Origin of the sequence: Sphingomonas sp. Sph1(2015) (assembly GCF_001970915.1) — a bacterium.
In the GTDB taxonomy this organism is placed as follows: Bacteria; Pseudomonadota; Alphaproteobacteria; order Sphingomonadales; family Sphingomonadaceae; genus Sphingomonas; species Sphingomonas parapaucimobilis.
The window spans coordinates 69610-96340 of sequence record NZ_MQUI01000011.1; the positions used below are offsets into that span (position 1 = coordinate 69610).

Consider the following 26731-nt stretch of genomic DNA (forward strand, 5'->3'; position numbering starts at 1 on the left):
CTGGCCATGGTGCCGATCACGACCTCTGCCATGGCGGCGGTGGACAGTTCGACCGTGCGGCAGTTCGACCGGTTCCTCGACGTCTATAACCGGATCAAGGCCGATTATGTCGATAAGGTCGACGACGACACGCTGATCAAGGGCGCGATCCAGGGGATGCTGGCGGCGCTCGATCCGCATAGCAGCTATGTCGACGCGCTCGACTTCGACAATCTGAAGATCCAGACCGAGGGCAATTATGGCGGCCTGGGCCTGACCGTCTCGATGGAGGACGGCGCGATCAAGGTCATTGCGCCGCAGGAAGATACCCCGGCGGGCCGCGCGGGCGTGAAGTCGGGCGATTACATCACCCATATCGATGGCAAGCTGATCTATGGTCAGTCGCTGGACGAGGCGATCGGCCAGATGCGGGGCAAGCCCGGCACCAAGATCAAGCTGACCATCGTCCGCCCCGGCCGCGACAAGCCGATCGAGTTGACCCTGACCCGCGAGGTCATCGTCCAGCGCCCGGTCAAGTGGGAGGTGCGCGGCGATGTCGGCTATATCAACATCAACACCTTCTCCGAGAATACCGGCGCCGACACGCGCGCGGCGATCATGGCGATCGACAAGTCCCTCGGCCACCGGCCGCTCGGCTATGTCGTCGACCTGCGCGACAATGGCGGCGGGTTGCTGACCCAGGCGATCGCGGTGTCGGACGCCTTCCTCGATCATGGCGAGATCGTATCGCAGCGCGGCCGCGAGAAGTCGGATATCGAGCGTTATTATGCCAAGCCCGGCGACGACGCGCATGGACTGCCGGTGATCGTGCTGACCAACTCCGGCACGGCGTCGGCGTCGGAGATCGTCGCGGGCGCGCTGCAGGATCATCACCGTGCGCTCATTATGGGCGAGCGCAGCTTCGGCAAGGGCTCGGTCCAGACGCTGCTGCCGCTCGGCCCTGAAACCGCCCTTCGTCTGACCACCGCGCGCTACTACACCCCCTCGGGCCGGTCGGTGCAGGAGGGCGGGATCGAGCCGGACATCAAGGTGCCCGAAATCTCCGATCCCGATTACAAGACGCGCCCCGTCTTCCGCGAGGCCGATCTGCGCCGCCACCTCATCAACGAGGTGAAGGCCGATAATGCGATCCTGGAGGAGGATACCAAGACCGATCCGCGCTTCACGATGGCGCCCGAGCAGCTGAAGAAGCAGGGGATCGAGGACTTCCAGCTCTATTACGCGCTGAAGACCATCGCGCGTCTCGGCGGCCCGGCCCAGATTGCCGCCGCCACCAAGCCGCCGGTGAAGTGACGATGACGACCCCGCGCACCCGAAACGAGCGGCTGGCCAATATCATCGCCTTCGCGCTACCCGCCGCCCTGCTGGCGGGGGCCTGGGGCAGCCAGCTGATCGGCGGCCTGTTCCCGTGCGAGATGTGCCATTGGCAGCGCTGGCCGCATTATGCCGCGCTGGTGCCCGCCCTCCTCGCCTTCTTCGTGCCGCAGCGCAGTGTCCGGGGATCGCTTGTCATACTCGCCGCGTTGTTGATCGCAGTGTCGGGGGCGATCGGTGTCGCCCATGCCGGGGTCGAATATGGCTGGTGGCAGGGCTTCACCGCCTGCACCTCGACGGTGAATTTCACGGGCGGGAGCGCCGCCGACCGGCTGAACGCGATTTTGAAGGCGCCGGTCATCCGCTGCGATGTGGCGCAATGGACCCTGGGCGGGATTTCGCTCGCCGGGTTCAACGCGATCTTCTCGCTGGGCGGTACGGCGGCGATCCTGCTGTTGATGAGGAAGGCGCGATGAGCCAGCTTCGCTGGATGCCGGGCGACCGGCGCGAACCGATGAAGGCGATGGTCCGCGTGGACCAGGCCGGAGAATATGGCGCGACCCGTATCTATGCGGGTCAGCTGGCGGTGCTGGGCGACCGGCACCCCTTCGCGCGCGCGATCCATCACATGGCCGAGCAGGAGGAGCGCCACCGCGCCTTTTTCGACCGCATGATCGTCGAGCGGCGGGTGCGGCCCACTTTGTTCCAGCCTTTCTGGGACAAGGCAGGCTTCGCGCTGGGGGCGATCACGGCGGCGATCGGACCGAAGGCGGCGATGGCCTGCACCGCGGCGGTCGAGACCGAGATCGACAAACATTATCAGGAACAGCGCGACCAGCTGGGCGATAGCGACCCCGAATTGTCGGAGGCCATCGCCGATTTCCAGGCCGAGGAACTGGAACATCGCGAGCATGCCATCGGCGCGGGCGCGGAAGAGGCGATCGCCTATCCGGTGATGTACGGACTGATCCGGGCGGGCTGCAAGGTCGCGATCGCGGCGGCCAAGCGCCTCTGAACGGCACGAGCGGGAGAGAGAGGATGACGAACCGGTCCTGGACCGCCAAGATGTTGGCCATGATGACGATCGCCGGCGTCGGCGCGGCCCCCGCGCTGGCGCAGCAGGTCGCCGCCCCCGGCGCGCTTCCGCCCAAAAAGGTCGAGGTGCCCGGCGAAGTGTCGCGCAACGCCCCCGTCAACGGCGTGCTGACCCTGTTCGGCAACGAACGCTGCCCGACCGACAATCAGGGCAACGAGATCGTGGTCTGCGTCCGGCGCGGCGCGGAGGAACAGTTCCGCGTACCCAAGGAACTGCGCGACTTGCAGGTCACGCCCGAGAATGAGAGCTGGGCGGCCCGGGCGACGGGGACGCTGAACGAGGGTGCGGGCGTGAACAGCATCGGCAGCTGCTCGGCGGTTGGCGCGGGCGGTGCGACCGGCTGCTTCGTCCAGCGCGCGCGGGAAAACCGCGCGGTCAACGCCCAGCGCAAGCGCGATGAGGAACCACGCAACCCGTGATAGGCGGGTATCGGCTTTTGGGGGCATCCTCCTCATGTCCGCACGGCCGAGGATTCCATCGGGCGCACGCAGGCAGCGTCTTGTAACGAAATCCCGGCCTTCGCCGGGGTGGCGCGTTGAGAGGCGCGGCCTCCGTCATAATGGGCGCTGTCGAAGTGCACACTCCGTAGTGGCAGCCTGGCGAGGGTCAGCCCTTGGCCTTCGACATCGCTCAGGCTGAACGGGGGTTTGGAAGCAGGGCTGACATTGGTCGGCGCAGACCTGCCCCACACCCGGCCACTATCCCCAACCTCCGTTCACGCTGAGCGAAGTCGAAGCGCACGCGAGAACGAAATGGCGGGGCTTATACTGTGTCTTTCCGGGTTGGCCGGATGAGCCCCGCCGCCCCCTCAAGCCGCTACCGCCTGCACCCGCGGCACCTGCGCGATCCGCTCGAGCGCCATCGCACGCGCCGCCTCATCCGGCGTGATGCCGTTCTGTTCGGCCAGCGCCAGCACCGCCCCCATCTTGCGCCCAACGGCCACGACGCGCCGTCGCACCTCGGCCGTGCGCCAGCCCAGATATTCGCCAGCCACGTTGATGATCCCACCCGCATTCGCCAGGAAGTCCGGGGCATAGAGGATATCCCGCGCGGCCAGCCGTTCGGCCATGTCCTCGCTTGCCAGCTGGTTGTTGGCCGCCCCGCAGACCACGCTCGCGCGCAGCTGGGCGACCGTATCGGCGTCCAGCACCCCGCCCAGGGCACAGGGGGCCAGCACGTCGACGCGCGCGGACAGCAGCGCCCGGCTGGTCATGACCATCGCGCCGAACCGGTCGGCCGCTCGCGCAGCCACCTCGCTCCGCGGCTCCGCGACGATCAGCCTGGCCCCTTGTTCGTGAAGCAGTTCGCACAGCGCATAGCCGACATGGCCCAGCCCCTGAACGCCGACCGTCACATCGGACAGTTCCGCGCCAAGCCGCTGACGCACCGCGACGCGCATGGCCTGAACCACCCCCAGCGCCGTCCAGGGCGAGGGATCGCCGCCGGGCTTCTGGCCGGAGACGGGCAGCCCCGCGACATGGCAGGTGCGCGTGGCGACCTCTGCCATATCCGCCACGCTCGTCCCGACATCCTCGGCGGTGACATAGCGGCCCTTCAATTCGGCGACCTGACGCCCAAAGGCCTGGAACAACGCGGCGCGGTCGAACGCCCCCCGGGGCAGGCGGATGACCGCCTTGCCGCCACCAAAGGGCAGATCGGCCAGCGCATTCTTCAACGCCATGCCCTCGGCCAGGCGCAGCGCATCGACCGTCGCGCTGCGGTCATCGGCATAATGCCACAACCGGCACCCGCCCGCCGCCGGGCCGAGCGTGGTCGAGTGCAGCACGATGACGCCGCTCGCCCCGCTGTCCTTGTCGTGAAACGTCACCACCTCTTCAGGCGGCAGGCTCTGTCGGTCTTGGGCTGGGTGCAGCATCGGTCATATCCCTGAACTTTCTCTGGCACCGGAATAGCCCGGCGCGGCAGGCGAAACTGATCCGATTGGTTAGGCGAATGACGATTTATCGGATAATATGACCCGATAAATAGTAATCAGAGGATAGAATGCCTCACGAACTCGATATCTGGGAACGGCGTATCCTTGCCTTGCTGCAAGAGGATGCCAGTCTCTCCACCGCCGCCATTGCCGAGGCCGTTGGCCTGTCGGCCTCGCCCTGCTGGCGGCGGATCGACCGGCTGGAGCGCGACGGGATCATCAAGCGCCGGGTCGCGCTGGTCGACCGTGCCAAGGTCGGACTGAAGGCGCAGATCTTCGCACAGGTGAAGCTCAACGCGCATGGCCGCGCCAATCTCGACGAATTCACCGCCGCGATCCGGGAGGTTCCCGAGGTGATGGAGTGCCATGTGTTGATGGGCTCGGTCGACTTCATGCTGCGCATCGTGGCGGCGGATATCGAATCCTATGAGCGGCTGTTCTTTGAGAAGCTGTCCAAACTGCCGGGGGTTCAGGAAATCAATTCGACGGTGGCGCTGTCGGAGATCAAGTCGACCACGTCGCTGCCGATTCCGGGGTGAGTCTCCCCACGCCTCCCAGCGCGCCCTGCACTCGCGGATAGGGATTCGCTTGGCCTTCGACTGCGCTCAGGCTGAACGGAGGATGGAGGTTGGGAGATGCGAGGGGCAGTGCTCCCCATACCCCATTGCCCGTTCACGCTGAGCGAAGTCGAAGCGCACGCCCCGTGCGGGCGGCTAAGCACAAGTCGAACGGGGTCGGGATTACCCGTCCTGAATCCCGAGATGCCGTCCGCCCGGCACTCGAAAGCCTTTGGGCCATCCCAAAACGAAAACCCCCGGCGGCCCGTCGGGCCACCGGGGGTTTCAAAAGCATCGCGCAACCCGAGGAGCCCCCGAGTCGCCGCGCATCACTTCGGGGCCAGCACCATCAGCATCTGGCGGCCTTCCATGCGCGGATAGGCTTCGACCTTGGCGACCTCGGCCACCTGCTCGGCGACGCGCTGGAGCACGTTCATGCCGAGCTGGCCATGACTCAGCTCGCGGCCGCGGAAGCGCATGGTCACCTTGACCTTGTCGCCCTCGCCGATGAACTCGACCACCTTCTTCATCTTGGTGTCGTAATCATGGTCGTCGATGTTCGGACGCATCTTGATCTCCTTGATCTCCTGCGTCTTCTGCGACTTGCGGGCGAGGTTCGCCTTTTTCTGCGCCTCGTACTTATACTTGCCGACATCGAGGAACTTGGCGACGGGCGGATCGGCGTTGGGCGAGACCTCGACCAGGTCGAGACCCAGCTCCTGGGCCTGGGCCATCGCTTCGCGCGTGTACATCACGCCAAGATTCTCGCCCTCATGGTCGATCACGCGAACCTTGGGGCTTTGAATCCACTCGTTGAACCGAGGACCGTTCATCGGCGGCGCCTGCATCGGACGGCGCATCATGGGAGGACGTATGGGTATTTCTCCTGTGGCAATTACCCGTTCAATATAGGCGATCGGGCACAAATTTGAAAGGGCGAGACAAACGTCCCGCCCTTGTCGTCACTTCGGCGCTTTTCAGCCGCGCAGATCGGGCGGTGTCGCCTCCTCGCGCAGTATCGCGATGGCCTCGTCCAGCGTCATGATCTCCTGCGCCTGGCTGCCCAGACGACGGACGGCGACCTTGCCTTCCTCGGCCTCGCGCTTGCCGACGACCAGCAGCACGGGGACCTTGGCGACCGAGTGTTCGCGCACCTTGTAGTTGATCTTCTCGTTGCGCAGATCGGTTTCGACCCGGATGCCCGCCGCCGCCAGCTTGGCCGCCGCCTCTTCCGCATAACCGTCCGCGTCCGACACGATGGTCGCGACCACCGCCTGCACGGGTGCCAGCCAGACCGGGAAGCGGCCCGCATAATGTTCGATCAGGATGCCGATGAACCGCTCATAGGAGCCGAAGATCGCGCGGTGGAGCATGATCGGGCGATGCCGCTCGCCATCCTCGCCGATGTACGACGCGTCGAGTCGTTCGGGCAGGACCCGGTCCGACTGGATGGTGCCGACCTGCCACGTCCGGCCGATCGCGTCGGTTAGGTGCCACTCCAGCTTGGGCGCATAGAAAGCCCCCTCGCCCGGCAGCTCTTCCCAGCCATAGGCTTCGGTGGCCAGCCCCGCGCGCACGACCGCGTCGCGCAGCTCGGTTTCGGCCATGTCCCACATCTCTTCGGTGCCGAAACGCTTTTCGGGGCGCAGCGCCAGCTTGATCGAATAGGTGAAGCCGAAATCCTTGTAGATCCGGTCCGCCAGTTCGCAGAAGGCGCGAACCTCCTCGACGATCTGGTCCTCGCGGCAGAAGATATGCGCGTCGTCCTGCGTGAATTGGCGCACGCGCATCAGGCCATGCAGCGCGCCGTGCGGCTCGTTGCGGTGGCAGCAGCCATTTTCATAGAAGCGCAGCGGCAGGTCGCGATAGGACTTAATCCCCTGGCGGAAGATCAGGACGTGCGCCGGACAGTTCATCGGCTTCAGCGCCATCCACTGCGCATCGTCCGACACCAGCGGGCCTTCGTCCTCGACATTGGGCACCTCGTCGGGGATCACGAACATGTTTTCGCGATACTTGCCCCAATGGCCCGACTGCTCCCACTGGCGCGCGTCCATCACCTGCGGGGTCTTGACCTCGCGATAGCCGCCCGCGTCGATCGCGCGGCGCATATAGGCCTCCAGCTCGCGCCAGATGCGATAGCCCTTGGGGTGCCAGAAGACCGAGCCGTGCGCCTCCTGCTGGAGGTGGAACAGGTCCATCTCGTTGCCCAGCTTGCGATGGTCGCGCTTGGCGGCTTCCTCCAGCCGGGTCAGATGCTCGGCCAGCTGCTTCTTGTTCAGCCAGCCGGTGCCGTAGATGCGGCTGAGCATCGCGTTCTTCTGGTCGCCGCGCCAATAGGCACCCGACACGCGGGTCAGCTTGAAGGCATTGGGATCAAGCTTGCCGGTCGAGGCGAGATGCGGCCCCCGGCACATGTCGAGCCAGGCATCCTCGCCCTTGCCCGCACGATAGACGGTCAGTTCCTCGTCATCGGGCAGTTCGGCGGCCCACTGCGCCTTGAAGCTCTCGCCCTGCTGGGTCCAGCGTTCGATCAGCTGTTCGCGGGTCCAGACCTCGCGGATCAGCGGCTCGTCCTTGGCGATGATCTTGCGCATCTCGGCTTCGATCGCGGGCAGGTCTTCCTCGGTGAAGGGGCGATCCTTCGGCGCGAAGTCGTAATAGAAGCCGTCATCGGTGGCGGGGCCGAAGGTGATCTGCGTGCCCGGGAACAGCGCCTGCACCGCCTCGGCCAGGACATGCGCATAGTCGTGGCGGGCGAGTTCGAGCGCGTCGGCCTCGTCCTTCGCCGTCACCAGCGCCAGCGCAGAGTCGCCCTCGAACGGGCGCATGATGTCGCGCAACTCGCCATCGACGCGCGCGGCGATCGCCGCCTTGGCCAGGCCCGGACCGATCGCGGCGGCGATGTCCGCGGGGGTAGTTCCGGGCGCGACCTCACGGACGGAACCGTCGGGCAGCGTGATACGGAACATCGCGGACATGGATACTCTCTTCGATAAGGGCTGGTGATGCGCCAGCGGAACCCGGCGCGAGGGGCTCTATAGGGAAGAATCCCCGTCAGGTATATGGGGTGGCTCAGGCGTGGCCCTGTACTGCTGGCAGAACCCCCATTTCGGGTCGCGCATACCAGTAACCCTGGTGATAGCGCACGCCCAGTTCGTTGAGCGCCGCCGCCTCGGCCGCCGTTTCGATCCCCTCGGCGATCACCAGCGTGTCGAGTTCGGCGCACAGGCCGACCATGGCGCGCACGATGGCGCGGCGGCGGGGATCGGTGTCGATGTCGCGGACCAGTTCCATGTCCAGCTTCACCTCGTCGGGCCGGAATCGGACCAGACGACCGAGCCCCGAATGGCCCGCCCCGAAATCGTCGATCGCGACCGAAAAGCCGATCTGCTTGTAGGAGTCGATGATGCTCGCGACATGTTCGGGCGATCCCATCTGCTCATTCTCGGTGAACTCGAAGATCAGCCGGTCGACCGGCAGTCCCTGCGCCTGGGCGGTGCGCAGGGTCAGCTGGATACAGGCCATCGGCGAATAGACGGCGTTGGGCAGGAAGTTGATCGACAGGCGTGCGTCGCCGGCCATGATCCCGGCCGCCATCGCGGTCTCGATCGCCTTCACCCGGCACGCCTGGTCGAAGGAATAACGGTTCGCCTCGGTCACCTGCGACAGCACGCTATACGCACCCTCCCCCTCGGGTCCCCGGATCAGGGCCTCATAGGCGAAGGGGCGGCCGGTCATGGTGTCGACGATCGGCTGGAATGCCATCGTGAACGGGATGTCGAAATCGATACCGTCGCGGCATCCGGTGCAGATCTTGCGCATTTCCATGCCCCACGGCTAGGCGGAATTGGTTAACACCTTGCTTCACAAAAATTTTTCAAAACAAGGCACCTGCCCGAAAAAAAGGCGGCGGTGGTCCGACCCCACCGCCGCCGCAAGGTTCTGAACCGAAGCGTCAACCTTATTGATCGATGGCATAGGCGGCCATCAACGTGACCTTCATGTCGATGGGCGGAGGTGACAGGTCGATACGAATTGGTGGCGGCGGCGGTGGTGGAGGTGGCGGTGCGGGTGGTGCGGAGGATGCCCTGACCGATGCGCCCTCGGGCATCTCGATGGCGATCTCGCGGTAATTGCTGTCCTGCACCCGCAACAGCGGCCCCAGCTTCTGCCCCGATCCCTCGGCAATCAGCTGTGCCTGTGCCCTGGCGCCGGCGAGCGCGGCGCGCATCGCCTTCTGCCGCACGGGTTCCGAATTGCTCAGCCAGTAATTCTGGAGCTGGGGCTGCAGTCCTCCGAGGCGGCCGATCACGCCGACCAGCGTTCCCGCATCGGCGATGCGCGACGTATCGATACGCACCGGCATGGTCGCCACATAGCCCTGGATGGCACAGGCCCCCGTCGACAGCTGGACCTGTCCATAGCCGCTGTTACACTCGCGCGACCGTACCGGCTCGATCCTGAAATCCGAGGTTTGCAGGTCCATCGCACCGCGCACCACCTGCTCCGCGCCGATCCGAATGGCCCTGGCCTGATCGCGCAGCTTGGCGGTCGCCTCGTCGGACGTTGCCCCCTCGCCGCGCACGACATAGCTGATGGTCGCCCGATCTGGCGGCGCCTGTGCGGTGCCGGTGGCGGAAACGAGAATTTGCGAGGGCGGGTTTGTCTGCGCCGCCGCGGCCGTTGCGGTCAGTGCGACGCACAGGCCAAGCGTCCATGTTTTCATCGTCTTTCTCCCCTCACGCGATCCCGAACGGCACCAGATGATTGTCCTGGGTATGCCCGATGCGCGCCCGCCCGAGATAGGGCACGCCCATCTCGGCGCACCAGCGCTGAATCATATATTCCAGCGTCTCGCCCCATTCGGGCTCGTTGGGCTGGATGTTGCTGACCGCGCCCAGGCGGACGCCCGCCACGCCCTTCAGCTGGGTGGCATTGGCCATGGTGAAGAGCATTCGGTCGACCGCATAGAGATGCTCGGACACTTCCTCGACGATCAGCACATGGTCGGTCAGGTCGGGCAGCCAGGGCGTGCCGATCAGCGCGGACAGGATCGACAGGTTGAACGCCGCCGCCGGACGGCCATCGAGGCCCGGCTCCAGCCCCTGCCGGTCGCCGCTCGTCAGCCAGCCGAGCGAGCGCGCCACCGTCGCGTCACCATGCTGGCGGCGGATATCGCTGGCCATCGGTCCATGTACCGGCCGTCCGATCCGCCGGGCATAGAGCGCGGCCAGTACGAAGCCGAGGTCGGAATAGCCGATATAGGTCTTGTGCCCCGCCGCCGCGTTCAGGTTCGGCATAACGCGCGACAATATGCGGTTCGACCCATAGCCGCCGCGCAGGAACCAGATGGCGTCGATGCCGGGATCGTTGGCGAATTCCAGAAAGGCCGAGGCGCGGCGTTCGTCGGACCCGGCGAAATGCCCGTCCTGCTCATAGCATTGCGGGTGGAAGATCAGGTCGACGTCCGGGTACGCGATCGCGGCGAAGGCGCTGACCGGGGCTTCGGCGGCGGGGTTGCCGATGCTGGCGGGGGCGAGGATTCCGATCTTCATTCTGGCGTGTCCCCTTGGCGGCCCGTCCGGCCGGGCATTGCCCTGTGCCGCCAACTCGCCGATAGCGTGGCCCCATGACCAACGGCAATTCCTGTTTTCTGGTGGGCATCGGCGGATCGGGGATGATGCCGCTGGCCATGATCCTGCGTGCGCGCGGGCAGACGGTGGCGGGCTCCGACCGGGGGCTAGACCAGGGGCGCGTTGCGGCCAAGTTCGACGCGCTGCGCGCCGCCGGGATCGCGCTCTATCCGCAGGACGGGTCTGGCGTGGTGTCCGCCGACCAACTCGTCATCGCCTCGGCGGCGGTCGAGGAGACGGTGCCCGACATTATCGCCGCCAACCGGCGGGGCTGCGCCCGTGCGACCCGCGCCCAGATGCTCGCCAGCCTGTTCAACGACAGCCAGCTCCCCATCGGCGTCGCAGGCACCAGCGGCAAGTCGACCGTCACCGGCATGATCGCCTTCATCCTGCACGAAACCGGCCGCGACCCGACCGCGATGAACGGCGCGGTGATGAAGGACTTCGTCTCGCCCGACAGCCCCTTTGCCAGCGCGCTGGTCGGCCACGGCGCGGCGTTCGTCAGCGAGGTGGACGAAAGTGACGGCTCGATCGCGCTCTACAACCCGGCGATCGCGGTGCTGAACAATGTCAGCCTCGACCACAAGTCGCTGGAGGAATTGCGCGACCTGTTCGGCGGCTTCGCGGCCCGGGCGCGCCATGTCGTCGCCAATGCGGGCGATGCCGAGACGGCGGCGCTGCTGGCCGACATCCCCGACCTTACCACCTTCGCGGTCGAGGGCGCGGGCGATCTGGTGGCCGAGGCGCTGAAGCCCGAGCCGTTTGCGATTTCGTTCGACCTGATCACCGGGGGTGCGGGCTATCATGTCCGGCTGTCGGTGCCGGGCCGCCACAATGTCTCCAACGCGCTGGCCGCGATCGGGGCGAGCGTCGCGGCGGGCGTACCCCTGATCGATGCGATCCGCGCGATCGAGCGGTTCACCGGCCTGAAGCGCCGCTTCGAAAAGGTCGGCGAGGCGAACGGCGTGACCGTCATCGATGATTTCGGCCACAACCCCGACAAGATCGCCGCGACGCTCGACACGCTCCATGCCTTTCCCGGCCGCTTGCTGATCCTGTTCCAGCCGCACGGCTATGGCCCGCTGAAGGTCATGCGGACCGAGCTGGTCGACAGCATCGCCACGCGGATGAAGCCGGACGACGTGCTGGTCCTGCCCGACCCGGCCTATTTTGGCGGCACCGTCACGCGCGAGGTGACCAGCGCCGACATCGTCGCCGACCTGCGTACGCGCGGCGTCGACGCCCGCCACATCGCCGACCGTGCCGAGGCGACGGCGATGCTGGTGGCCGAGGCGCGAGCGGGCGACCGGATCGTGGTGATGGGCGCACGTGACGACACGCTCAGCCTGTTGGCGCAGGACATGGTGGCGCAGCTCGCAGCCACGTAAAGGACGCTTGACGTAAAGCGAGCTTTCCATGTAAAGCCTCCTTCACATCTGAGGGAGGTCTGCCATGCCCATGCCGCCGGAAATGAAGCGCTATACCCGCCGCCTGTTCGTGACGATGACGCTGTACGGCGTTGCGCTGATCGGCGCGAATATGTGGTTTCGCCATGCGCCGCCGACCGGGGCGCTGGCCTATCTCGTCGCCATCCTCCCCGCGCTGCCGATCATGGGGGTGTTCGTCGTCATCGGGCGACTGATGGTGGAGATGCGCGACGAATATATTCGCATGCAGTTCGTACGGCATTCCCTGATCGCCACCGGCATCACCTTGTCGTTCACCACCGCATGGGGATTTCTGGAAGGCTTTGGATTGGTTGCCCATATGCAGGGCTATTGGGCCGCGACCCTCTGGTTCAGTGGATTGGGGTTCTGCGTGATGGCCAACGCCATACGGGAATATTGGCGGGCGAGAGCGTGAACAACCACCTCCGCACCCTGCGCGCCGAGCGCGGCTGGAGCCAGCAGGACCTGGCCCAGCAGTTGGAGGTCAGCCGCCAGAGCGTCAACGCGATCGAGACCGGACGCTATGATCCCTCGCTCCCCCTCGCCTTCAGGATCGCCGAGCTGTTCGGTTGCGCGATCGAGGACATTTTCGTCAGCCCGTCCAAAGCCTGATTTGGTCAATTCCCATCGCCGTGATAGGATCGACGAACGGCCATAGGAGAGCGCTGACCATGTTCCGTCGCCTGTTTACCGAGCATCCCGAAAGCGTTGGCGAAAGCTATGTCGAGCATTTCGGCGTCGCGGCGCGGTTCGGGGGGATCATGATCCTGGGCGGGCTGGGCGCGATCGTCCATGCGGTGGTGCCCGGGCTATGCACCACGAAGGGCAGCGACACCGTGGCGCGGCTCCATGCCGAGATGGTGGCCAAGCGGCGCAAGAAGCAGGCCGCGCAGACGCAGATGAAGAGCGTGGAATATGTGATCTGAGGGGGCGCCTATCGCGAGCGGCCCCCTCCGTCAGGGCTGCGCCCTGCCACCTCCCCTGCAAGGGGAGGAATGGGATGAAGCCGGTCTGTTTTGGCCCCGCCCAGCGTGCCCTACCCTCCGTTCAGCCTGAGCGAAGTCGAAGGCCAAGGGATGACCTCTCCACGGGGTTGCTTGGAGATGCCTTAGCGTGGCCTTCGACTACGCTCAGGCTGAACGGAGGGTGGAATGGGAGCGCGGGAGATTGCGCCACCGGGTTTCCATTCCCTCCCTCGCACCCTAAATCCCGGTCATGACCGACACTCCTCGCCCCAAGCTCGCCCATCACTGGACGCCGGGGAGCGGCCCCGCGATCGTCTTCCTGCCCGGCTATGCCTCGGACATGCAGGGGTCGAAGGCCCTTGCGCTGGAGGCATGGGCCAAGGCGAACGGCCGGGCATTCCTGCGCTTCGACTATGGCGGCTGCGGCGAGTCGCCGGGCGCGTTCGAGGATCAGTCGCTGGCCGACTGGCGCGACGATGTGTTCGCGATGCTCGACGATGTGGTGAAGGGACCGGCGGTGCTGGTCGGGTCGTCGATGGGCGGCTGGCTGATGCTGCTTGCCGCCGCCGCGCGGCCGGATCGGGTCAAGGCGCTGGTCGGCATCGCGCCCGCGCCCGACTTCACCGACTGGGGCTTTTCCGAGGAGGAAAAGATGACGATCCTCCAGGCCGGGCGGCTGGAGCGACCCAACCCGTACGGCCCCGCCCCCACCGTCTATACGCGCCGCTTCTGGTCGTCGGGCGAGGCCAGCCGGTTGACCTTCGGTCCCATCGCGTTCGAAGGGCCGGTACGGCTGCTGCAGGGCATGGCCGACCCCGATGTGCCCTGGCAGCGGACCACCCATCTGGCGCAGCTGTTCCGTTCAGCCGATGTGCAGACTGTCTTGATCAAGGACGGGGACCACCGGCTGTCGCGCGAACCCGACATCGCGCTGCTGATCCGGGCCGTCGAGGACGTGTTGCACCGCCTATGATCCTGCTCTCCCTGGCGCTCGCCGCCGCCGTCCAGTCCGCCCCCGCCAGGACGCCGCCCCTGCCCACCGACCCGCGCGAGGCTCGGTATCAGCGCTGCGTGTCGCTGGCCGATCGCGATCCCGCCGCCGCCAAGGTCGAGGCGGGCAAATGGCGGCTGGCGGGCGGCGACTATTTTGCGCAGCAATGCCTGGGCCTGGCCTTTGCGACCGAGCGGAGCTGGAGCGCCGCCGCCAGCGCCTTCGAACAGGCCGCCCGCGCCGCCGAGACCGCGCATGACGTGCGCGCCGCCAATTACTGGGCACAGGCGGGCAATGCCTTTCTGGCCGCCGGGGACGCCACCCATGCCCGCGCCGCGCTGGATGCCGCGCTGGCGGCGGGCGAGTTGAGCGGCTTTGCGCTGGGCGAGGCGCAGCTCGACCGGGCGCGCGCCTCGGTGGCGGGTGGGCAGATGGCCGCGGCGCGGGTCGACCTCGACGCCGCGCTGACCAACGCGCCCGCCGATCCGCTCGCCTGGCTGCTGTCGGCGACGCTGGCGCGGCGGATGAAGGACCTGCCGCGTGCGCAAAAGGACATCGCCCAGGCGCTGGCCCGCTCCGCCGACGATGCCAGCGTCCAGCTGGAGGCGGGCAACATCGCGGCCGTGGCGGGCGACGAAGCGGGCGCGCGCAAGGCGTGGAGCGAGGCCGCCCGCCTCTCCCCGCCGGACAGTCCGATCCGCGCCGAAACCGCCAAGGCCCTCTCGCAATTCCCGTCCCGCTAATCCCTTATCGTACGTAAAGGTCTTGCTTTCCGGTCCGGGATACCATGACTGTCCCGTACAAGCGGCCCCGTTGAACAGGCAGAAAAACCGATGCGTTATCTCCACACCATGATCCGCGTCAGCGACCTGGACGCCAGCATCCGCTTCTTCGAACTGCTGGGCCTCAAGGAGGTCCGGCGGGTGGACAATGAACGCGGCCGCTTCTCGCTGATCTTCCTCGCCGCCCCCGGCGATGAAGGCCGCGCCGAGGTCGAACTGACCCACAATTGGGACCCTGAAATCTATACCGGCGGGCGCAATTTCGGACATCTCGCCTATCGCGTCGATGATATCTACGAGACGTGTCAGCGGCTGATGGACGCTGGCATCACCATCAACCGCCCCCCGCGCGACGGGCATATGGCCTTCGTCAAGACGCCCGACGGCATCTCGATCGAACTGTTGCAGGACGGGGCGCTGCCTGCCGCCGAACCCTGGGCCTCGATGCCCAATGTCGGAAGCTGGTAAGAGGCTTTCCATGGAAATCGTCCGAGTCCCCGTCCTCTCCGACAATTATGCCTGGCTGATCCATGATGCGGGCCGGACCGTCGCGCTCGACCCGGGCGAGGCCGCGCCGGTCGCGGCCGCCGCCGCCGCGCGCGGCTGGACGATCGATCAGGTCTGGCTGACCCATTGGCATCCCGATCATGTCGGCGGCGCCGCCGCGCTGAAGGCGCAAGGGGCCAGTGTCGCCGGTCCGGCGGCGGAGGCGGGGAAGATCGACGGGCTCGACACGCTGCTGGCCGAGGGAGACACGATCGCGGTCGGCGATGCGGTGGCGACGATCTGGTCGGTGCCCGGCCATACGGCGGGCCATATCGCCTTTCACCTCGCGGAACGCGCGACGATCTTCACCGGCGACACGCTGTTCGCCATGGGATGCGGCCGGTTGTTCGAGGGGACGGCGGCGCAGATGCACGCCAATATGCGCCGTTTCGCGGGGCTGCCCGGCGACACGCGCGTCTATTGCGGGCACGAATATACCCTGTCCAACGCCCGCTTCGCCGCCGCCGCCGAGCCGGAGAACGAAGCGATCGCCGAGCGGCTGGCCGATGTCATCGCGATGCGTGAACAGGGCGAGCCGACCATCCCGACGACCATCGCGCTGGAGCGGGCGACCAACCCCTTCCTCCGCTCGGTCGATGCCGAGGAACTGGCGGAACGCCGTGCAGCCAAGGACGCGTTCAAGGGTTGAGCCATTGCTACAGGGGCATTTTGACGGAGACGGAATGATGCGTATCGTGACGTTGTTATCTGTTCTGATCCCCATCGCCACGGTGGGAGGCTGTACGCTGACCCCGGCGCAAAAGGCGCAGGTCGAGCAGCGCGCCCAGACCGAGCGCGCCGACCTGGACAAGGCCTTGCGCGGCCTGACCCCCGGCGCGCCGACCCAGTGCATCAGCCAGTATCGGACCCAGCAGGTCCGCTCCTATGGCCCGACGCTGGTCTATACCGTGTCGCCGCGCCTGAAATATGTCAGCCGGACGGCGGGCGGGTGCAGCGATGTCGGCGGCTCGGGCAACAACATCTTCGTGACCCGCACCACCACGGGCCAGCTGTGTTCGGGCGACATCGCGCAGACCGTCGACCGCACCTCCGGCTTCTTCACCGGCAGTTGCAGCTTCGGCGAGTTCATCCCCTATCGGAAGCAAGGCTGATGCGCGGCAAGGCTACCATCGCCCCCGCGCTGGGCCTGACCCTGACCCTGTCGGCGGCCAAGTCCGACCCCTTTGCCGGACGCGTCGCGGGTCCACCGGCGCAGTGCGTCGACACCAGTACGACCATGTCGGGGCCGGTGATCGCCGACAAGGACGTGATCGTCATCAATGCGGGGCGCCGCATCTGGCGCGCCAAGGTGCGTGGCCAGTGCGCCGGGATTCAGCCGTTCAACACGCTGATGATCGAGCGCTGGGGCTCCCAGGTCTGTCGCAACGATCGGTTCCGCGTCGTGCAGCCGGGTTTGTCGATCCCGTCGCAATGGTGTTTCTTCGACGGGTTCGTGCCGTATGATCGAGTAAAGAAATAGGCGTTTTCGTTTGGGGCCTGCCCTCCCCCATCCCCTCCCGCTTGCGGGAGGGGAGCGGCAAGACCAAATGTTGTGAATCTATTCCTGCGTTTCGATCCGGGCACGCCCCTTCCGCCTGCGGGAGGGGATGGGGGAGGGCTACGGTGTCTCACCGAGCCCCCACCCCGATCACAGAACGAACCGACTCAAATCCGTATTCCGCGCCACCGCCGACAGTTGCTTGTCGACATAAGCCGCATCGACGGTCAGCGTCGAACCCTGACGGTCCTCCGCCTCGAAGCTGATCTCCTCCAACAGCTTCTCCATCACCGTCTGGAGCCGCCGCGCACCGATATTCTCGACCTGGCCGTTCACTTCCGCGGCGATCCGCGCGATCGCGGCGATGCCGTCCTCGGTGAACGAAATCTCGACCCCCTCGGTGCCGATCAGCGCCTTGTACTGCGCGGGCAGCGACGCCTTGGTATCCGAGAGGATCGCGACGAAATCCCCCTCGGTCAGCGCCTTCAGCTCGACCCGGATCGGCAGGCGTCCCTGAAGCTCGGGCAGCAGGTCGGACGGCTTGGCGACGTGGAAGGCGCCGGACGCGATGAACAGGATATGGTCCGTCTTCATCGGGCCGTATTTGGTGGCGACCGTCGTCCCCTCGATCAGCGGCAGCAGGTCGCGCTGCACGCCTTCCCGGCTGACCGAACCACCACGCACGTCCGACACCGCGATCTTGTCGATCTCATCGAGGAAGACGATCCCGTTCGCCTCGGCATCGGCGAGCGCGGCGCGGCTGACCTCATCCTGATCGAGCCGCTTGTCGGCCTCTTCCTCGACCAGCTTGGTCCAGGCGGCCGAGACGGTCAGCTTGCGACGCTTGAGCGGCTGGCCGCCAAACGCCTTGCCCATCATCTCGGACAGGTTGATCATCTGCGGTGCCGCACCGGGAATCTCGAACGGCGCGGCCTGGGCCTGTTCCAGCTCGATCTCGATCTCGGTCTGGTCGAGATGGCCGTCGCGGAAGCGCTGGCGGAAGGCCTCGCGCGTCGCCTGGCTCGAATCCTTGCCGACCAAAGCGTCGAGCAGGCGGTTCATCGCCGCCTCTTCCGCCTTGTCCTTCACCGCGACGCGGCGGCGTTCCTTTTCCAGCCGGATCGCCTCTTCGACCAGATCACGCGCGATCTGCTCGACGTCGCGGCCGACATAGCCGACCTCGGTGAATTTCGTCGCCTCGACCTTGACGAAGGGGGCGTCGGCCAGCTTGGCCAAGCGGCGGCTGATCTCGGTCTTGCCGCAGCCGGTGGGGCCGATCATCAGGATGTTCTTGGGCGTCACCTCGTCGCGCAGGTCCGCGCCCAGCCGCTGGCGACGCCAGCGGTTGCGCATCGCGACGGCGACGGCGCGCTTGGCGTCGGCCTGGCCGATGATGTGCGCGTCGAGCGCGGCGACGATCGCCTTGGGGGTCAGCTGGTCGTTCATGGAAGTCCTGACTTACAGCGCGCCGTCGATGGCTTCGAGCGTGACGCGGTCATTGGTGTAGACACAGACATCGGCGGCGATCGCCATCGCCTTGCGCGCGATCGTCTCGGCATCCTGTTCATAGTCGACGAGCGCCCGCGCCGCCGCGAGCGCGTAATTGCCGCCCGACCCGATCGCGCAGATGCCGTTCTCGGGCTCCAGCACGTCGCCGTTGCCGGTCAGGATCAGCGTCACATCCTTGTCGGCGACGATCATCATCGCCTCCAGGTTGCGCAGGAACTTGTCGGTCCGCCAGTCCTTGGCCAGCTCGACCGCCGCGCGCAGCAGCTGGCCGTTGTGCCGCTCCAGCTTGGCCTCCAGCCGCTCAAACAGGGTGAAGGCATCCGCCGTCGCGCCCGCAAAGCCGCCGATGACCGAGCCGTCGCCCAGCCGCCGGACCTTGCGTGCGTTGGGCTTCATGACCGTCTGGCCCATCGAAACCTGACCGTCCCCGGCCACCACCACCCGGCCGCCACGGCGCACCGAGCAAATCGTCGTGCCATGCCAGGTGGGCATGGCGTGTTCATTCCCGCTCATGCGCGGCGATATGGAGGTGGGGGGCTGCGGGTTCAATGGAAGGATGAAGGTCCGCCCACAACCTCCGTTCAGCCTGAGCGAAGTCGAAGGCCACGCCCGAACGGAGCGGCTGGGCAACGGCCCTCCCCGCTCGCGGGGAGAGGGACCGCCGCAAAGCGGTGGTGGAGGGGGCGTTCCGCGAGGAATGTCCTGTGCGGAAGCCGCCCTCCGTCAGGGCTGACGCCCTGCCACCTCCCCGTGCCGGGGAGGATTGAGCGCCCTGCGGTCACCGTCTCAGCATGGCCTTCGACTTCGGCGCGATGCGCCGAAGTTTATCCCGAGCGGCTGGCTTGCCAGCCAGTCGAAGGACTCAGGCTGAACGGAAGACGGGAATTACTCGCCCAGCTTCTCGATCTTGTCCTTCAACGCCGCGAGTTCGGCCTTCAGCGCGGCCATTTCGGCGTCCTTGCTGGCGGCGGGAGCGGTCGGAGCCGGCGCAGGTGCCACCGCGCCCGGGTTGAACCCCTGCGTCGCGGCCTCGAACATCGCCAGGTTGCGCTTGGCCATGTCGGCGAACGGCGTGTTCGCGAACGCGCCCTCGACCGCCGACTTGAACTGCTCCTGGTTGCGGCGAAAACTGTCCATCGACGCCTCCAGATAGCCGGGCACCACCGCCTGCATCGAATCGCCGTACATCGAGATCAGCTGGCGCAGGAAATTGACCGGCAGCATCGTCTCGCCCCGGCTTTCCTCTTCCATGATGATCTGGGTCAGGACATTATGGGTAATGTCCTCGTCGGTCTTGGCGTCGACGACTTTGAAATCCCGGCCCGCGCGGATCATGCCCGCCAGATGGTCGAGCGTGATGTAGGAGGAGGTTTCGGTGTTGTAGAGCCGCCGGTTCGCGTATTTCTTGACGATCACGATGCCGTCCGCCGCCTGCTTCTTCATGGACCCCCGCCTTCTATGATTTTGGTGTAACCTAACGTCATGGATTTCGCATCGCAACATGGTCCGCGCCCGTTGCCGCTGTTCCTGGCGATGTTGCGCAGCGAGGCCGCGGAAAATCCCGAGCTGGTACAGGCCGCGCTGGCGGGACTGCGCCGTTTCCAGGAGGCCAGACGCGAGCGACCGATGCGCGCCCTGCCCGTCCGGCGACGGCGCGGCCGGGTGAAATTGCGCGACGCCGGAGGCGAAGGACGGCCGGTGCTGTTCATCCCCTCGCTGATCAACCCGCCCTCCATCCTCGACATGGCGCGCGACCGCTCGCTGATCCGCTGGTTGCGCGGACGGGGTTTCCATCCCTGGCTCGTCGACTGGGGGACGCCGGGCGTGAAGGACCGCGACATCGACGTCGCCGGCCATGTCGAACGCTTCCTCCTGCCGCTGATCGCGACGTTCCCGCAGCCGCCGGTGCTGGTCGGCTATTGCCTGGGCGGCACGCTCGCCATGGCCGCGGCGGCGCGCAGCAAGGTCGCCGGGCTGGCCGCGATCGCCGCACCCTGGCACTTCACCGGCTATGGCGACGAAGCCCGTGCCGCGATGGCGGCGCAATGGGCCGCGATCAAGCCGACCTCCGAAGCTTTGGGCCTCGTCCCCATGGAGGCGTTGCAGGCGGGCTTCTGGCGGCTCGATCCAGGCCGGACCATCGCCAAATATGCGGCCTTCGCGGAACTCGATCCACGCAGCGCGGCCGCACGCCGCTTCATCCGGCTGGAGGACTGGGCCAACCAGGGCGCCCCCCTGCCCCACGCCTTCGGCCGCGAATTGTTCGAGGAACTGATCGCCCAGGATCGCCCCGGTCAGGGCCGATGGCGCGTCGCCGGGGCGACCGTCACACCATCGCAATGCGACGCCCCTAGCGTCGAATTCATCGCCACCGCCGACCGGATCGTTCCCGCCGCCACCGCCATCGGCCTGTCCGACCGGCGAGCGGCGGGTACGGGCCATGTCGGCATGGTCGTCGGCGGCCGTGCGGAGCAACAGCTCTGGCAGCCGCTCGCCGACTGGATCACCGCCCTCCCAACACCTAGATAGATCCTGCATAAGAGGAGCCTTCATGACCGAGATCGTCATTACCGCCGCCAAGCGTACCCCCGTGGGCAGTTTCCTGGGTGCCTTTGCCGCCACGCCCGCGCATGAACTCGGCCGGGTGGCGATCACCGCCGCGCTGGAACAGGCGGGCATCAAGGGCGAAGACGTGTCCGAAGTGATCCTCGGCCAGGTGCTGACCGCCGCGCAGGGCCAGAACCCGGCCCGCCAGGCGTCGATGGCCGCGGGCATCCCCAAGGAAGTCCCCGCTTACGGCGTCAACCAGGTCTGCGGCTCGGGCCTGCGCGCCGTCGCGCTGGGGATGCAGGCGATCGCCAATGGCGATGCGACCATCGTGGTGGCGGGCGGCCAGGAGTCGATGTCGCTCTCGCCCCATGCCCAGACGATGCGCGGCGGCACCAAGATGGGTCCGCTGACCATGGTCGACACCATGGTGCATGACGGCCTGACCGACGCCTTTGCAGGCTATCACATGGGCATCACCGCCGAGAACCTGGCCGAGCAGTATCAGGTGACCCGCGACGAGCAGGACCGGTTCGCCGTCCGCTCGCAGAACCTGGCGGAGAAGGCGCGTGGCGAGGGCCGCTTCAAGGACGAGATCGCGCCCGTCACCATCAAGGGCCGCAAGGGCGAGACGGTCGTCGCCGACGACGAATATATCCGCGCCGGTGCCACGATCGAGAGCGTGTCGGGCGTCCGCCCCGCCTTCAAGAAGGACGGCACGGTCACGGCCGCCAATGCCTCGGGCCTTAACGACGGCGCCGCCGCCATCGTCCTGATGAGCCGTGAGGAGGCCGAGAAGCGGGGTACGCCGATCCTCGCCACGATCAAGAGCTGGGCCTCGGCCGGTGTCGACCCGTCGGTGATGGGCATCGGCCCCGTTCCCGCCACCAAGCGCGCACTGGAAAAGGCGGGCTGGACCATCGGCGACCTCGACCTGATCGAAGCGAATGAAGCGTTCGCGGCGCAGGCCCTGTCGGTCGGCAAGGAACTGGGCCTCGATCCGGAGAAGGTCAACGTCAATGGCGGCGCGATCGCACTGGGCCACCCGATCGGCGCCAGCGGCGCGCGCGTGCTGACGACCCTGATCTATGAAATGCAGAAGCGTGACGCGAAGAAGGGCCTGGCGACTTTGTGCATCGGCGGCGGCATGGGCATCGCCATGTGCCTCGAACGCTAAACGTGTGTTGAGCGATAAACACGCCACTTTTCGAAAATTTCGCGGTTAACGGTTAGATTGCAGGGATGTGTCGAAGCTGTCACATCCCTGCAACTATGGTGACGCAATTTTTAGAAAGCGTTGCAACGGCGCTTGTTTTCCGAGCGGAAATTTCTTTCCCTGCGATGAACGGACATGAACGATCCGTCATAATGGGGGTAAAGAATGAATATGCGTACCCTGCTGGGAGCCTCTGCGCTGGCCAGCACTCTGGTCCTGATGCCGGTCGCCGCGTTCGCGCAGACCGCCGCCTCGGGCACCACCGCGACGCAGCCGCAAGAGGATGCCGCGACCGATCCCAACGTTGCCGAGCGTAGCGAACAGGCTGCGGGCGACGTCATCGTCACCGGTTCACGTCTGGCCCGTCCCAACCTGGACTCGCCGACCCCCGTCACGTCGGTCACCGCCGAACTGCTGACCTCGACCGGCAACCTGAACCTGGGTGACTCGCTCAACCAGCTGCCGGCGCTGCGTACGACCTACAGCCAGGCGAACTCGACCCGCTTCATCGGCACCTCGGGCCTGAACCTGCTCGACCTTCGCGGTCTGGGCACCAGCCGTACGCTGGTCGTGGTCAACGGCCGCCGTCACGTGACCGCACAGCCGGGCAGCTTCGTGATCGACACGAACACCATCCCGACCGACCTGCTGGAGCGTGTCGACGTCGTGACCGGGGGCAGCTCGGCCGTGTACGGCTCGGACGCCATGGCGGGCGTCGTCAACTTCGTCCTGAAGCGCGACTTCGAGGGTATTCGCGCCACCGGCCAGAGCGGTATTTCCAAGTACGGTACGCGCGGCTCCTACTTTGGCGCGCTGACGGCCGGTAAGAATTTCGCCGAAGGTCGCGGCAACATCGCCGCGTCGGCCGAATATTCGTTCTCGGACGTGGTCTATTTTACCGACCGCGACGACATCACGGGTGCGTTCTCAGGACGTCGCTGGTTCGCCGCCACGCAGAATACGGGTCCGCAGTTGAACCCCAATGGCGGCGTCATCCGCACGGGAAGCGAGCCGTCAACGGGTGACGGTATTCCGGACACGACTTTCGTCACCAATTATCGCAGCAATTCCATCTCCGAAGGCGGCCTGTTCGGCGCCTCCTGCCCGGTTGCGGCAGCGCCAGGCGAATCCCCCGCCGCGTTCACTGCGCGTCGCTCCGCGGCCTGCACGGGCATCGCCAATGTCGGCAGCCCCAATGCGCTGTCGCAATATGGTCGCACCTTTGTATTCAATCCCGATGGTACGCTGACGCCGAACAACTGCATTACCGATCTGCGTCCGGCGACGGCCAATTGCATCGGCGGCCAGGGTTCGACGCTTCGTTTGAACGGCATGTTGCAACCGCGGATGGAGCGTTACTCGGGCAACATCCTGGCCCATTTCGACGTTTCGGACGCCTTCAAGCCGTTCGTCGAAGCGAAGTATGTCCGCATCAATTCGCTGCAGGAAGGTCAGCCGACCTTTGAAAACAACACCTTCAGCATCAATAATCCGTTCCTGACCAGCCAGGCGCGGGCGCAACTCCAGTCCGTTCTTGCCCCGAACGCGACGACATTCACGGCGCAGCGCTTCAATGTGGACTTTGGCGGGCGCGGCGAAGTTCACAAGCGCGAGACGTTCCGTATCGTCGCTGGTGTCGAGGGCGATTTCGCCGAGGGTTGGCATTATGAGGTTTCGGCCAATTACGGCCGCCTGGACACCTTCTACCAGACGAACGGCAACTATGTTCGTCAGAAGTATGCCAACTCGATCAATGCCGTACGCAATGCCGCCGGTCAGATCGTCTGCGGCATCAACGCCGATGCCTCGACCGCAAATGATGACCCGGCCTGCGTTCCGGTGAACATCTTCGGCCGCCGTCAGATCGATCCGGCTGCACTGAACTATTTCACCGTCACCTCGACGCGCAAGCAGAAGGCGGAGCAGTTCGACCTGCTCGGCTTCGTCAACGGCAAGCTGTTCCGCCTGCCGGGCGGCGACGTCACCTTCTCGCTGGGCGGCGAATATCGTCGCGAGACGGCCTTCTCGAAGTATGACGATCTGACCGCCAGCGGGGCGACGTTCCTGAACGCCATCCCGACCTTCGCGCCGCCGGCCTATGACATCAAGGAAGCATTCGGCGAACTCAGCGTACCGTTGCTGGCCGATCGTCCGTTCTTCCATGAACTGACCCTCACCGGCGCGGCGCGCGTATCGCATTACAATATTGGCCGGGCTGGCACGCCCTGGACCTATAATGTGAATGCGATCTGGGCACCGATCCGTGATATCACGATCCGTGGCGGCTATGCCCGCTCGGTCCGTGCGCCATCGCTCATCGAACTGTACAATGCCAATTCGCAGACCTTCGCCAACGGTTTGTCGGATCCGTGCAGCCTTAACAACATCAACAACAATCCGAATCGGGCGCGCAATTGCGCGGCGGCGGGTGTGCCCACGACCCAGACGTTCAATGGCACGACCGAGCCGTTCACCAACGTCCAGACCTCGGGCGTGTCGGGCTTCAATCGCGGCAATCCGGACCTGAATGCCGAGAAGAGCAACAGCTTCACGATCGGCGCGGTGTTCCAGCCGCAGGCGATCCGCGGCTTCTCGTTCACGGTCGATTACTACAACATCACGATCAAGGACGCGATCTTCTCGTTGTCGGCCCAAACGCTGGTTAATCAGTGCTATGACAATCCCAGCGGTATCAACAACCAGTATTGCGCTGCGGTCTTCCGCAACCCGAACGGCACCTTTGCCGGACAGCAGGGCGTGATCCATGGCGGTAGCACGGTGACCTTCCCGGTCACGGGTCCTGGTTTCTTCTCGCAGGGCTTCAACTTTGCAAAGTTCGAAGCGTCGGGCATCGACTTCGACATGTCCTATCGCACCAAGATCAGCGATACTGGCACCCTCAGCCTGCGTCTTCTGGCCAGCTATGTAGCGCAGAATAACGCCTATACCGACGTGGCCGATGCGAATTTCCGCGATCGGTACAAGAGCGAGCTGGGCTATGCGGCATGGCGCGGCCAGTTCGTCGGCAACCTGAACTTCGAAACCTTCGATCTTCAATATCGCCTGCGTTACGAAGGCAAGTCGACGATCGCGGCCGAGTATGAGACGCAGAACAGCTATGACGGCCGTCCGGCGCGTAATCCGGATGCCTTCCCGATGGTCTACTATCCGGAGGCGTTCTACCACTCGGTCCAGGTCGGCTTCAACGCGACCGATCGGTTCCGCTTCTATGTCGGTGTCGACAACCTGACCGACTTCAAGCCGCCCTACGATCTGATCGGTACGGCGTCGGGCGATCCGTACGACAATATCGGCCGGTTCTTCTATGCCGGGTTCAAGGCCAACTTCTGATCCCAGCGGATCGAAGTTGATCGGGGCCTTCCTTCGGGAAGGCCCCTTTTTTATGCCCGCGCGAAGCGCTGGGCCAGGCCGGTCAGCAGCTCATATTGCGATACGCCCGATGCGGCGGAGGCGGTGGCCAGGTCGTAATCCATGGCCAGCCAGTCGCCCTCGGCCAGATCGGGCCGCGTGGTCACGTCGACCGCCAGCAGGTCCATCGATACGCGGCCGAGGACCGGCAGGCTCTCGCCATCCGCCACCGCCGCCCCCAGCCCGGAGAGCGCGCGGCGATAGCCGTCGGCATAGCCCAGGTTCAGGATCGCGACCTCGGTATTGGCGGGCGCGGTCCAGGTGGCGTTGTAGCCGACTGTCTCGCCCGCAGGCACAAGGCGGCGCTGGAGGATCTGCGCTTCGGGCCACGCGACCTGGCGGAGATGCCCCGCCATGTCGGGGCGCGGCAGGCCACCGTACAGTGCCAGTCCCGGCCGGGTCAGGTCGAAATGATACTCCGCGCCCAGCCCGATCCCGGCCGAATTGGCGAGGCTCATCCGCCGCGCGCCGGTGCGCCCCCTCAGGCTGGCAAAGGCCTCGCGCTGATGCCCGTTCATCGGCACATCCTCATCGGCGCAGGCGAGATGGCTGATAAGCGTCTCGATCGTCAGGCCCTCGAGCAGGCCATCCCGCACCGCCTGCACCGACACGCCCAGCCGATTCATGCCGGTATCGACCATCACGTCACACACGCCGCCGCCGCTGTCGCGCCAGCGCGCGATCTGTTGGGGGGTGCTGAGCACCGGGCGGGCGAAGCCGGCCCTGGCGGCGGGCAGGTCCTCGGCGCGCAGGCCATGCAGGACCGACAGCGTAAGGCCCAGCGGGGCCAAGCCTTGCGCCTCGGCCCAGTTGGCGACGAAGAAATCACGACACCCGGCCTTGGCCAGCGTTTCGGCGACCAGCCTCGCGCCCAGGCCATAGCCGTTCGCCTTGACCGCCGCGCCGCACGCCGCCGCCCCGCTCAACCGGTCCAGCGCCTGCCAGTTGGAAACAAGCGCATCGCGGTCGACACGCAGGCGGAGGGGAGCGGGTATTTCCATCACCCTGCGGGCTTTAGGCCGCATTGGTCAGGGGGAAAAGGCGAGATGGACGTAAACCGCCCTCCGTTCAGCCTGAGCGAAGTCGAAGGCCACCTTCCGCCTTCTCCGCACGCCATTGGCGAAGGGATCCCCTTAGGCGGCGTCTGCATTTAGAGGATTCCGTTTTTCCGTGGGTTCTGATTCAAGGCTGGCGAAGGAGCCGGTTGATGAGCAGACGCACGCTGACAGATGAGCAATGGGAGCGGATCGCTAGATATCTG

At 65.9% G+C, this 26731-nt stretch carries 28 protein-coding genes; 18 read left to right on the plus strand and 10 right to left on the minus strand.

Annotated features, from left to right (window positions below; genetic code table 11):
- Positions 1 to 6: 6 nt before the first annotated feature.
- Genes BSZ14_RS06850 through BSZ14_RS06865 form a run of 4 tightly spaced genes read left to right on the plus strand, consistent with a single transcriptional unit; the run spans position 7 to position 2829 of the window.
- Positions 7 to 1293: a S41 family peptidase gene (locus BSZ14_RS06850; protein WP_076710345.1), complete on the plus strand. Its 1287-nt coding sequence runs from the start codon at positions 7 to 9 to the stop codon at positions 1291 to 1293.
- Positions 1294 to 1295: 2 nt separating this feature from the next.
- Positions 1296 to 1790, plus strand: a complete 495-nt coding sequence (locus BSZ14_RS06855; protein WP_076710346.1) for a disulfide bond formation protein B — start codon at positions 1296 to 1298, stop codon at positions 1788 to 1790.
- Positions 1787 to 2329: a demethoxyubiquinone hydroxylase family protein gene (locus BSZ14_RS06860; RefSeq protein WP_042483919.1), complete on the plus strand. Its 543-nt coding sequence runs from the start codon at positions 1787 to 1789 to the stop codon at positions 2327 to 2329. The genes BSZ14_RS06855 and BSZ14_RS06860 overlap by 4 nt, the downstream gene beginning before the upstream one ends.
- Positions 2330 to 2352: 23 nt before the next feature.
- Positions 2353 to 2829, plus strand: a complete 477-nt coding sequence (locus BSZ14_RS06865) for a hypothetical protein (protein ID WP_076710347.1) — start codon at positions 2353 to 2355, stop codon at positions 2827 to 2829.
- 389 nt (positions 2830 to 3218) lie between these two features.
- Here the strand turns inward: BSZ14_RS06865 and BSZ14_RS06870 are convergent, their stop codons facing one another.
- A complete protein-coding gene (locus tag BSZ14_RS06870) occupies positions 3219 to 4286 on the minus strand; it encodes a Glu/Leu/Phe/Val family dehydrogenase (protein ID WP_076710348.1) in 1068 nt (355 codons plus the stop codon).
- A gap of 128 nt (positions 4287 to 4414) precedes the next feature.
- On the opposite strand from BSZ14_RS06870, the gene BSZ14_RS06875 reads away from it, so the two are divergent.
- Positions 4415 to 4885, plus strand: coding sequence for an Lrp/AsnC family transcriptional regulator (locus BSZ14_RS06875; protein ID WP_042483909.1), 471 nt, complete (start codon positions 4415 to 4417; stop codon positions 4883 to 4885).
- Between the two features lie 347 nt (positions 4886 to 5232).
- Here the strand turns inward: BSZ14_RS06875 and infC are convergent, their stop codons facing one another.
- The 5 genes from infC to BSZ14_RS06900 form a co-directional block, all read right to left on the minus strand.
- On the minus strand, positions 5233 to 5766 hold the full coding sequence (infC, locus tag BSZ14_RS06880; protein WP_037569087.1) for a translation initiation factor IF-3: 534 nt from the start codon (positions 5764 to 5766) through the stop codon (positions 5233 to 5235).
- 114 nt (positions 5767 to 5880) lie between these two features.
- Positions 5881 to 7884 (minus strand): threonine--tRNA ligase, encoded by a 2004-nt coding sequence (gene thrS / locus BSZ14_RS06885; RefSeq protein ID WP_076710349.1) that lies wholly within the window; start codon positions 7882 to 7884, stop codon positions 5881 to 5883.
- A 94-nt stretch (positions 7885 to 7978) separates the two neighbouring features.
- Positions 7979 to 8728 (minus strand): EAL domain-containing protein, encoded by a 750-nt coding sequence (locus BSZ14_RS06890; protein WP_076710368.1) that lies wholly within the window; start codon positions 8726 to 8728, stop codon positions 7979 to 7981.
- A 139-nt stretch (positions 8729 to 8867) separates the two neighbouring features.
- Positions 8868 to 9632, minus strand: a complete 765-nt coding sequence (locus BSZ14_RS06895; protein ID WP_076710350.1) for an SIMPL domain-containing protein — start codon at positions 9630 to 9632, stop codon at positions 8868 to 8870.
- A gap of 13 nt (positions 9633 to 9645) precedes the next feature.
- Positions 9646 to 10461, minus strand: a complete 816-nt coding sequence (locus BSZ14_RS06900) for an LD-carboxypeptidase (protein ID WP_076710351.1) — start codon at positions 10459 to 10461, stop codon at positions 9646 to 9648.
- A gap of 74 nt (positions 10462 to 10535) precedes the next feature.
- On the opposite strand from BSZ14_RS06900, the gene BSZ14_RS06905 reads away from it, so the two are divergent.
- From BSZ14_RS06905 to BSZ14_RS06950, 10 genes are all read left to right on the plus strand, one after another.
- Positions 10536 to 11927 carry a UDP-N-acetylmuramate--L-alanine ligase gene (locus BSZ14_RS06905; RefSeq protein WP_042483899.1) on the plus strand — a complete coding sequence of 464 codons (1392 nt, stop codon included), beginning with the start codon at positions 10536 to 10538 and terminating at the stop codon, positions 11925 to 11927.
- Positions 11928 to 12009: 82 nt separating this feature from the next.
- Positions 12010 to 12402: a hypothetical protein gene (locus tag BSZ14_RS06910; RefSeq protein WP_241823674.1), complete on the plus strand. Its 393-nt coding sequence runs from the start codon at positions 12010 to 12012 to the stop codon at positions 12400 to 12402.
- Complete coding sequence (locus BSZ14_RS06915) at positions 12399 to 12599, plus strand: helix-turn-helix transcriptional regulator (RefSeq protein ID WP_042483956.1); 201 nt, start codon at positions 12399 to 12401, stop codon at positions 12597 to 12599. The genes BSZ14_RS06910 and BSZ14_RS06915 overlap by 4 nt, the downstream gene beginning before the upstream one ends.
- A 59-nt stretch (positions 12600 to 12658) precedes the next feature.
- Entirely contained in the window at positions 12659 to 12913 is a 255-nt protein-coding gene (locus BSZ14_RS06920) for a DUF6356 family protein (protein ID WP_042483892.1), read from the plus strand.
- A 289-nt stretch (positions 12914 to 13202) separates the two neighbouring features.
- Positions 13203 to 13925: an alpha/beta hydrolase gene (locus BSZ14_RS06925; RefSeq protein WP_076710352.1), complete on the plus strand. Its 723-nt coding sequence runs from the start codon at positions 13203 to 13205 to the stop codon at positions 13923 to 13925.
- Positions 13922 to 14686 (plus strand): tetratricopeptide repeat protein, encoded by a 765-nt coding sequence (locus BSZ14_RS06930; RefSeq protein WP_076710353.1) that lies wholly within the window; start codon positions 13922 to 13924, stop codon positions 14684 to 14686. Before BSZ14_RS06925 ends, BSZ14_RS06930 begins: the two co-directional genes overlap by 4 nt.
- 90 nt (positions 14687 to 14776) lie before the next feature.
- Positions 14777 to 15193 carry a VOC family protein gene (locus BSZ14_RS06935; RefSeq protein WP_042483882.1) on the plus strand — a complete coding sequence of 139 codons (417 nt, stop codon included), beginning with the start codon at positions 14777 to 14779 and terminating at the stop codon, positions 15191 to 15193.
- Positions 15194 to 15203: 10 nt separating this feature from the next.
- Positions 15204 to 15920: a hydroxyacylglutathione hydrolase gene (gene gloB, locus BSZ14_RS06940; RefSeq protein WP_083748147.1), complete on the plus strand. Its 717-nt coding sequence runs from the start codon at positions 15204 to 15206 to the stop codon at positions 15918 to 15920.
- 34 nt (positions 15921 to 15954) lie between these two features.
- Positions 15955 to 16383, plus strand: coding sequence for a hypothetical protein (locus BSZ14_RS06945; protein WP_052811384.1), 429 nt, complete (start codon positions 15955 to 15957; stop codon positions 16381 to 16383).
- Entirely contained in the window at positions 16383 to 16751 is a 369-nt protein-coding gene (locus BSZ14_RS06950) for a hypothetical protein (RefSeq protein ID WP_076710354.1), read from the plus strand. Before BSZ14_RS06945 ends, BSZ14_RS06950 begins: the two co-directional genes overlap by 1 nt.
- A gap of 168 nt (positions 16752 to 16919) precedes the next feature.
- Here BSZ14_RS06950 and hslU read toward each other — a convergent pair whose 3' ends face one another.
- The 3 genes from hslU to phaR all read right to left on the minus strand — a co-directional run bounded on the left by hslU (position 16920) and on the right by phaR (position 19721).
- The gene (gene hslU / locus BSZ14_RS06955; protein ID WP_042483875.1) at positions 16920 to 18215 is read right to left on the minus strand and encodes an ATP-dependent protease ATPase subunit HslU; all 1296 of its coding nucleotides are present in this window, start codon (positions 18213 to 18215) and stop codon (positions 16920 to 16922) included.
- Between the two features lie 12 nt (positions 18216 to 18227).
- On the minus strand, positions 18228 to 18770 hold the full coding sequence (gene hslV, locus BSZ14_RS06960) for an ATP-dependent protease subunit HslV (RefSeq protein ID WP_042483950.1): 543 nt from the start codon (positions 18768 to 18770) through the stop codon (positions 18228 to 18230).
- Positions 18771 to 19163: 393 nt separating this feature from the next.
- Positions 19164 to 19721 (minus strand): polyhydroxyalkanoate synthesis repressor PhaR, encoded by a 558-nt coding sequence (gene phaR / locus BSZ14_RS06965; RefSeq protein ID WP_076710355.1) that lies wholly within the window; start codon positions 19719 to 19721, stop codon positions 19164 to 19166.
- Positions 19722 to 19760: 39 nt separating this feature from the next.
- On the opposite strand from phaR, the gene BSZ14_RS06970 reads away from it, so the two are divergent.
- The 3 genes from BSZ14_RS06970 to BSZ14_RS06980 all read left to right on the plus strand — a co-directional run bounded on the left by BSZ14_RS06970 (position 19761) and on the right by BSZ14_RS06980 (position 25392).
- Positions 19761 to 20807: an alpha/beta fold hydrolase gene (locus BSZ14_RS06970; protein WP_076710356.1), complete on the plus strand. Its 1047-nt coding sequence runs from the start codon at positions 19761 to 19763 to the stop codon at positions 20805 to 20807.
- Between the two features lie 22 nt (positions 20808 to 20829).
- Positions 20830 to 22002: an acetyl-CoA C-acetyltransferase gene (locus tag BSZ14_RS06975; protein WP_076710357.1), complete on the plus strand. Its 1173-nt coding sequence runs from the start codon at positions 20830 to 20832 to the stop codon at positions 22000 to 22002.
- Positions 22003 to 22212: 210 nt separating this feature from the next.
- Entirely contained in the window at positions 22213 to 25392 is a 3180-nt protein-coding gene (locus BSZ14_RS06980) for a TonB-dependent receptor domain-containing protein (protein WP_076710369.1), read from the plus strand.
- A 50-nt stretch (positions 25393 to 25442) separates the two neighbouring features.
- Here BSZ14_RS06980 and alr read toward each other — a convergent pair whose 3' ends face one another.
- On the minus strand, positions 25443 to 26471 hold the full coding sequence (gene alr, locus BSZ14_RS06985) for an alanine racemase (RefSeq protein WP_198930467.1): 1029 nt from the start codon (positions 26469 to 26471) through the stop codon (positions 25443 to 25445).
- Between the last annotated feature and the right edge of the window lie 260 nt (positions 26472 to 26731).

Excerpts from the sequence above, each read along its gene's own strand:
- BSZ14_RS06850 (WP_076710345.1), top strand. The coding sequence starts at position 7 with ATGGTGCCGATCACGACCTCTGCCATGGCGGCGGTGGACAGTTCGACC.
- BSZ14_RS06855 (WP_076710346.1), top strand. The coding sequence starts at position 1,296 with ATGACGACCCCGCGCACCCGAAACGAGCGGCTGGCCAATATCATCGCC.
- BSZ14_RS06860 (WP_042483919.1), top strand. The coding sequence starts at position 1,787 with ATGAGCCAGCTTCGCTGGATGCCGGGCGACCGGCGCGAACCGATGAAG.
- BSZ14_RS06865 (WP_076710347.1), top strand. The coding sequence starts at position 2,353 with ATGACGAACCGGTCCTGGACCGCCAAGATGTTGGCCATGATGACGATC.
- BSZ14_RS06870 (WP_076710348.1), bottom strand. The coding sequence starts at position 4,286 with ATGCTGCACCCAGCCCAAGACCGACAGAGCCTGCCGCCTGAAGAGGTG.
- BSZ14_RS06875 (WP_042483909.1), top strand. The coding sequence starts at position 4,415 with ATGCCTCACGAACTCGATATCTGGGAACGGCGTATCCTTGCCTTGCTG.
- infC (WP_037569087.1), bottom strand. The coding sequence starts at position 5,766 with ATGATGCGCCGTCCGATGCAGGCGCCGCCGATGAACGGTCCTCGGTTC.
- thrS (WP_076710349.1), bottom strand. The coding sequence starts at position 7,884 with ATGTCCGCGATGTTCCGTATCACGCTGCCCGACGGTTCCGTCCGTGAG.
- BSZ14_RS06890 (WP_076710368.1), bottom strand. The coding sequence starts at position 8,728 with ATGCGCAAGATCTGCACCGGATGCCGCGACGGTATCGATTTCGACATC.
- BSZ14_RS06895 (WP_076710350.1), bottom strand. The coding sequence starts at position 9,632 with ATGAAAACATGGACGCTTGGCCTGTGCGTCGCACTGACCGCAACGGCC.
- BSZ14_RS06900 (WP_076710351.1), bottom strand. The coding sequence starts at position 10,461 with ATGAAGATCGGAATCCTCGCCCCCGCCAGCATCGGCAACCCCGCCGCC.
- BSZ14_RS06905 (WP_042483899.1), top strand. The coding sequence starts at position 10,536 with ATGACCAACGGCAATTCCTGTTTTCTGGTGGGCATCGGCGGATCGGGG.
- BSZ14_RS06910 (WP_241823674.1), top strand. The coding sequence starts at position 12,010 with ATGAAGCGCTATACCCGCCGCCTGTTCGTGACGATGACGCTGTACGGC.
- BSZ14_RS06920 (WP_042483892.1), top strand. The coding sequence starts at position 12,659 with ATGTTCCGTCGCCTGTTTACCGAGCATCCCGAAAGCGTTGGCGAAAGC.
- BSZ14_RS06925 (WP_076710352.1), top strand. The coding sequence starts at position 13,203 with ATGACCGACACTCCTCGCCCCAAGCTCGCCCATCACTGGACGCCGGGG.
- BSZ14_RS06930 (WP_076710353.1), top strand. The coding sequence starts at position 13,922 with ATGATCCTGCTCTCCCTGGCGCTCGCCGCCGCCGTCCAGTCCGCCCCC.
- BSZ14_RS06935 (WP_042483882.1), top strand. The coding sequence starts at position 14,777 with ATGCGTTATCTCCACACCATGATCCGCGTCAGCGACCTGGACGCCAGC.
- gloB (WP_083748147.1), top strand. The coding sequence starts at position 15,204 with ATGGAAATCGTCCGAGTCCCCGTCCTCTCCGACAATTATGCCTGGCTG.
- BSZ14_RS06945 (WP_052811384.1), top strand. The coding sequence starts at position 15,955 with ATGATGCGTATCGTGACGTTGTTATCTGTTCTGATCCCCATCGCCACG.
- BSZ14_RS06950 (WP_076710354.1), top strand. The coding sequence starts at position 16,383 with ATGCGCGGCAAGGCTACCATCGCCCCCGCGCTGGGCCTGACCCTGACC.
- hslU (WP_042483875.1), bottom strand. The coding sequence starts at position 18,215 with ATGAACGACCAGCTGACCCCCAAGGCGATCGTCGCCGCGCTCGACGCG.
- hslV (WP_042483950.1), bottom strand. The coding sequence starts at position 18,770 with ATGCCCACCTGGCATGGCACGACGATTTGCTCGGTGCGCCGTGGCGGC.
- phaR (WP_076710355.1), bottom strand. The coding sequence starts at position 19,721 with ATGAAGAAGCAGGCGGCGGACGGCATCGTGATCGTCAAGAAATACGCG.
- BSZ14_RS06970 (WP_076710356.1), top strand. The coding sequence starts at position 19,761 with ATGGATTTCGCATCGCAACATGGTCCGCGCCCGTTGCCGCTGTTCCTG.
- BSZ14_RS06975 (WP_076710357.1), top strand. The coding sequence starts at position 20,830 with ATGACCGAGATCGTCATTACCGCCGCCAAGCGTACCCCCGTGGGCAGT.
- BSZ14_RS06980 (WP_076710369.1), top strand. The coding sequence starts at position 22,213 with ATGCGTACCCTGCTGGGAGCCTCTGCGCTGGCCAGCACTCTGGTCCTG.
- alr (WP_198930467.1), bottom strand. The coding sequence starts at position 26,471 with ATGGAAATACCCGCTCCCCTCCGCCTGCGTGTCGACCGCGATGCGCTT.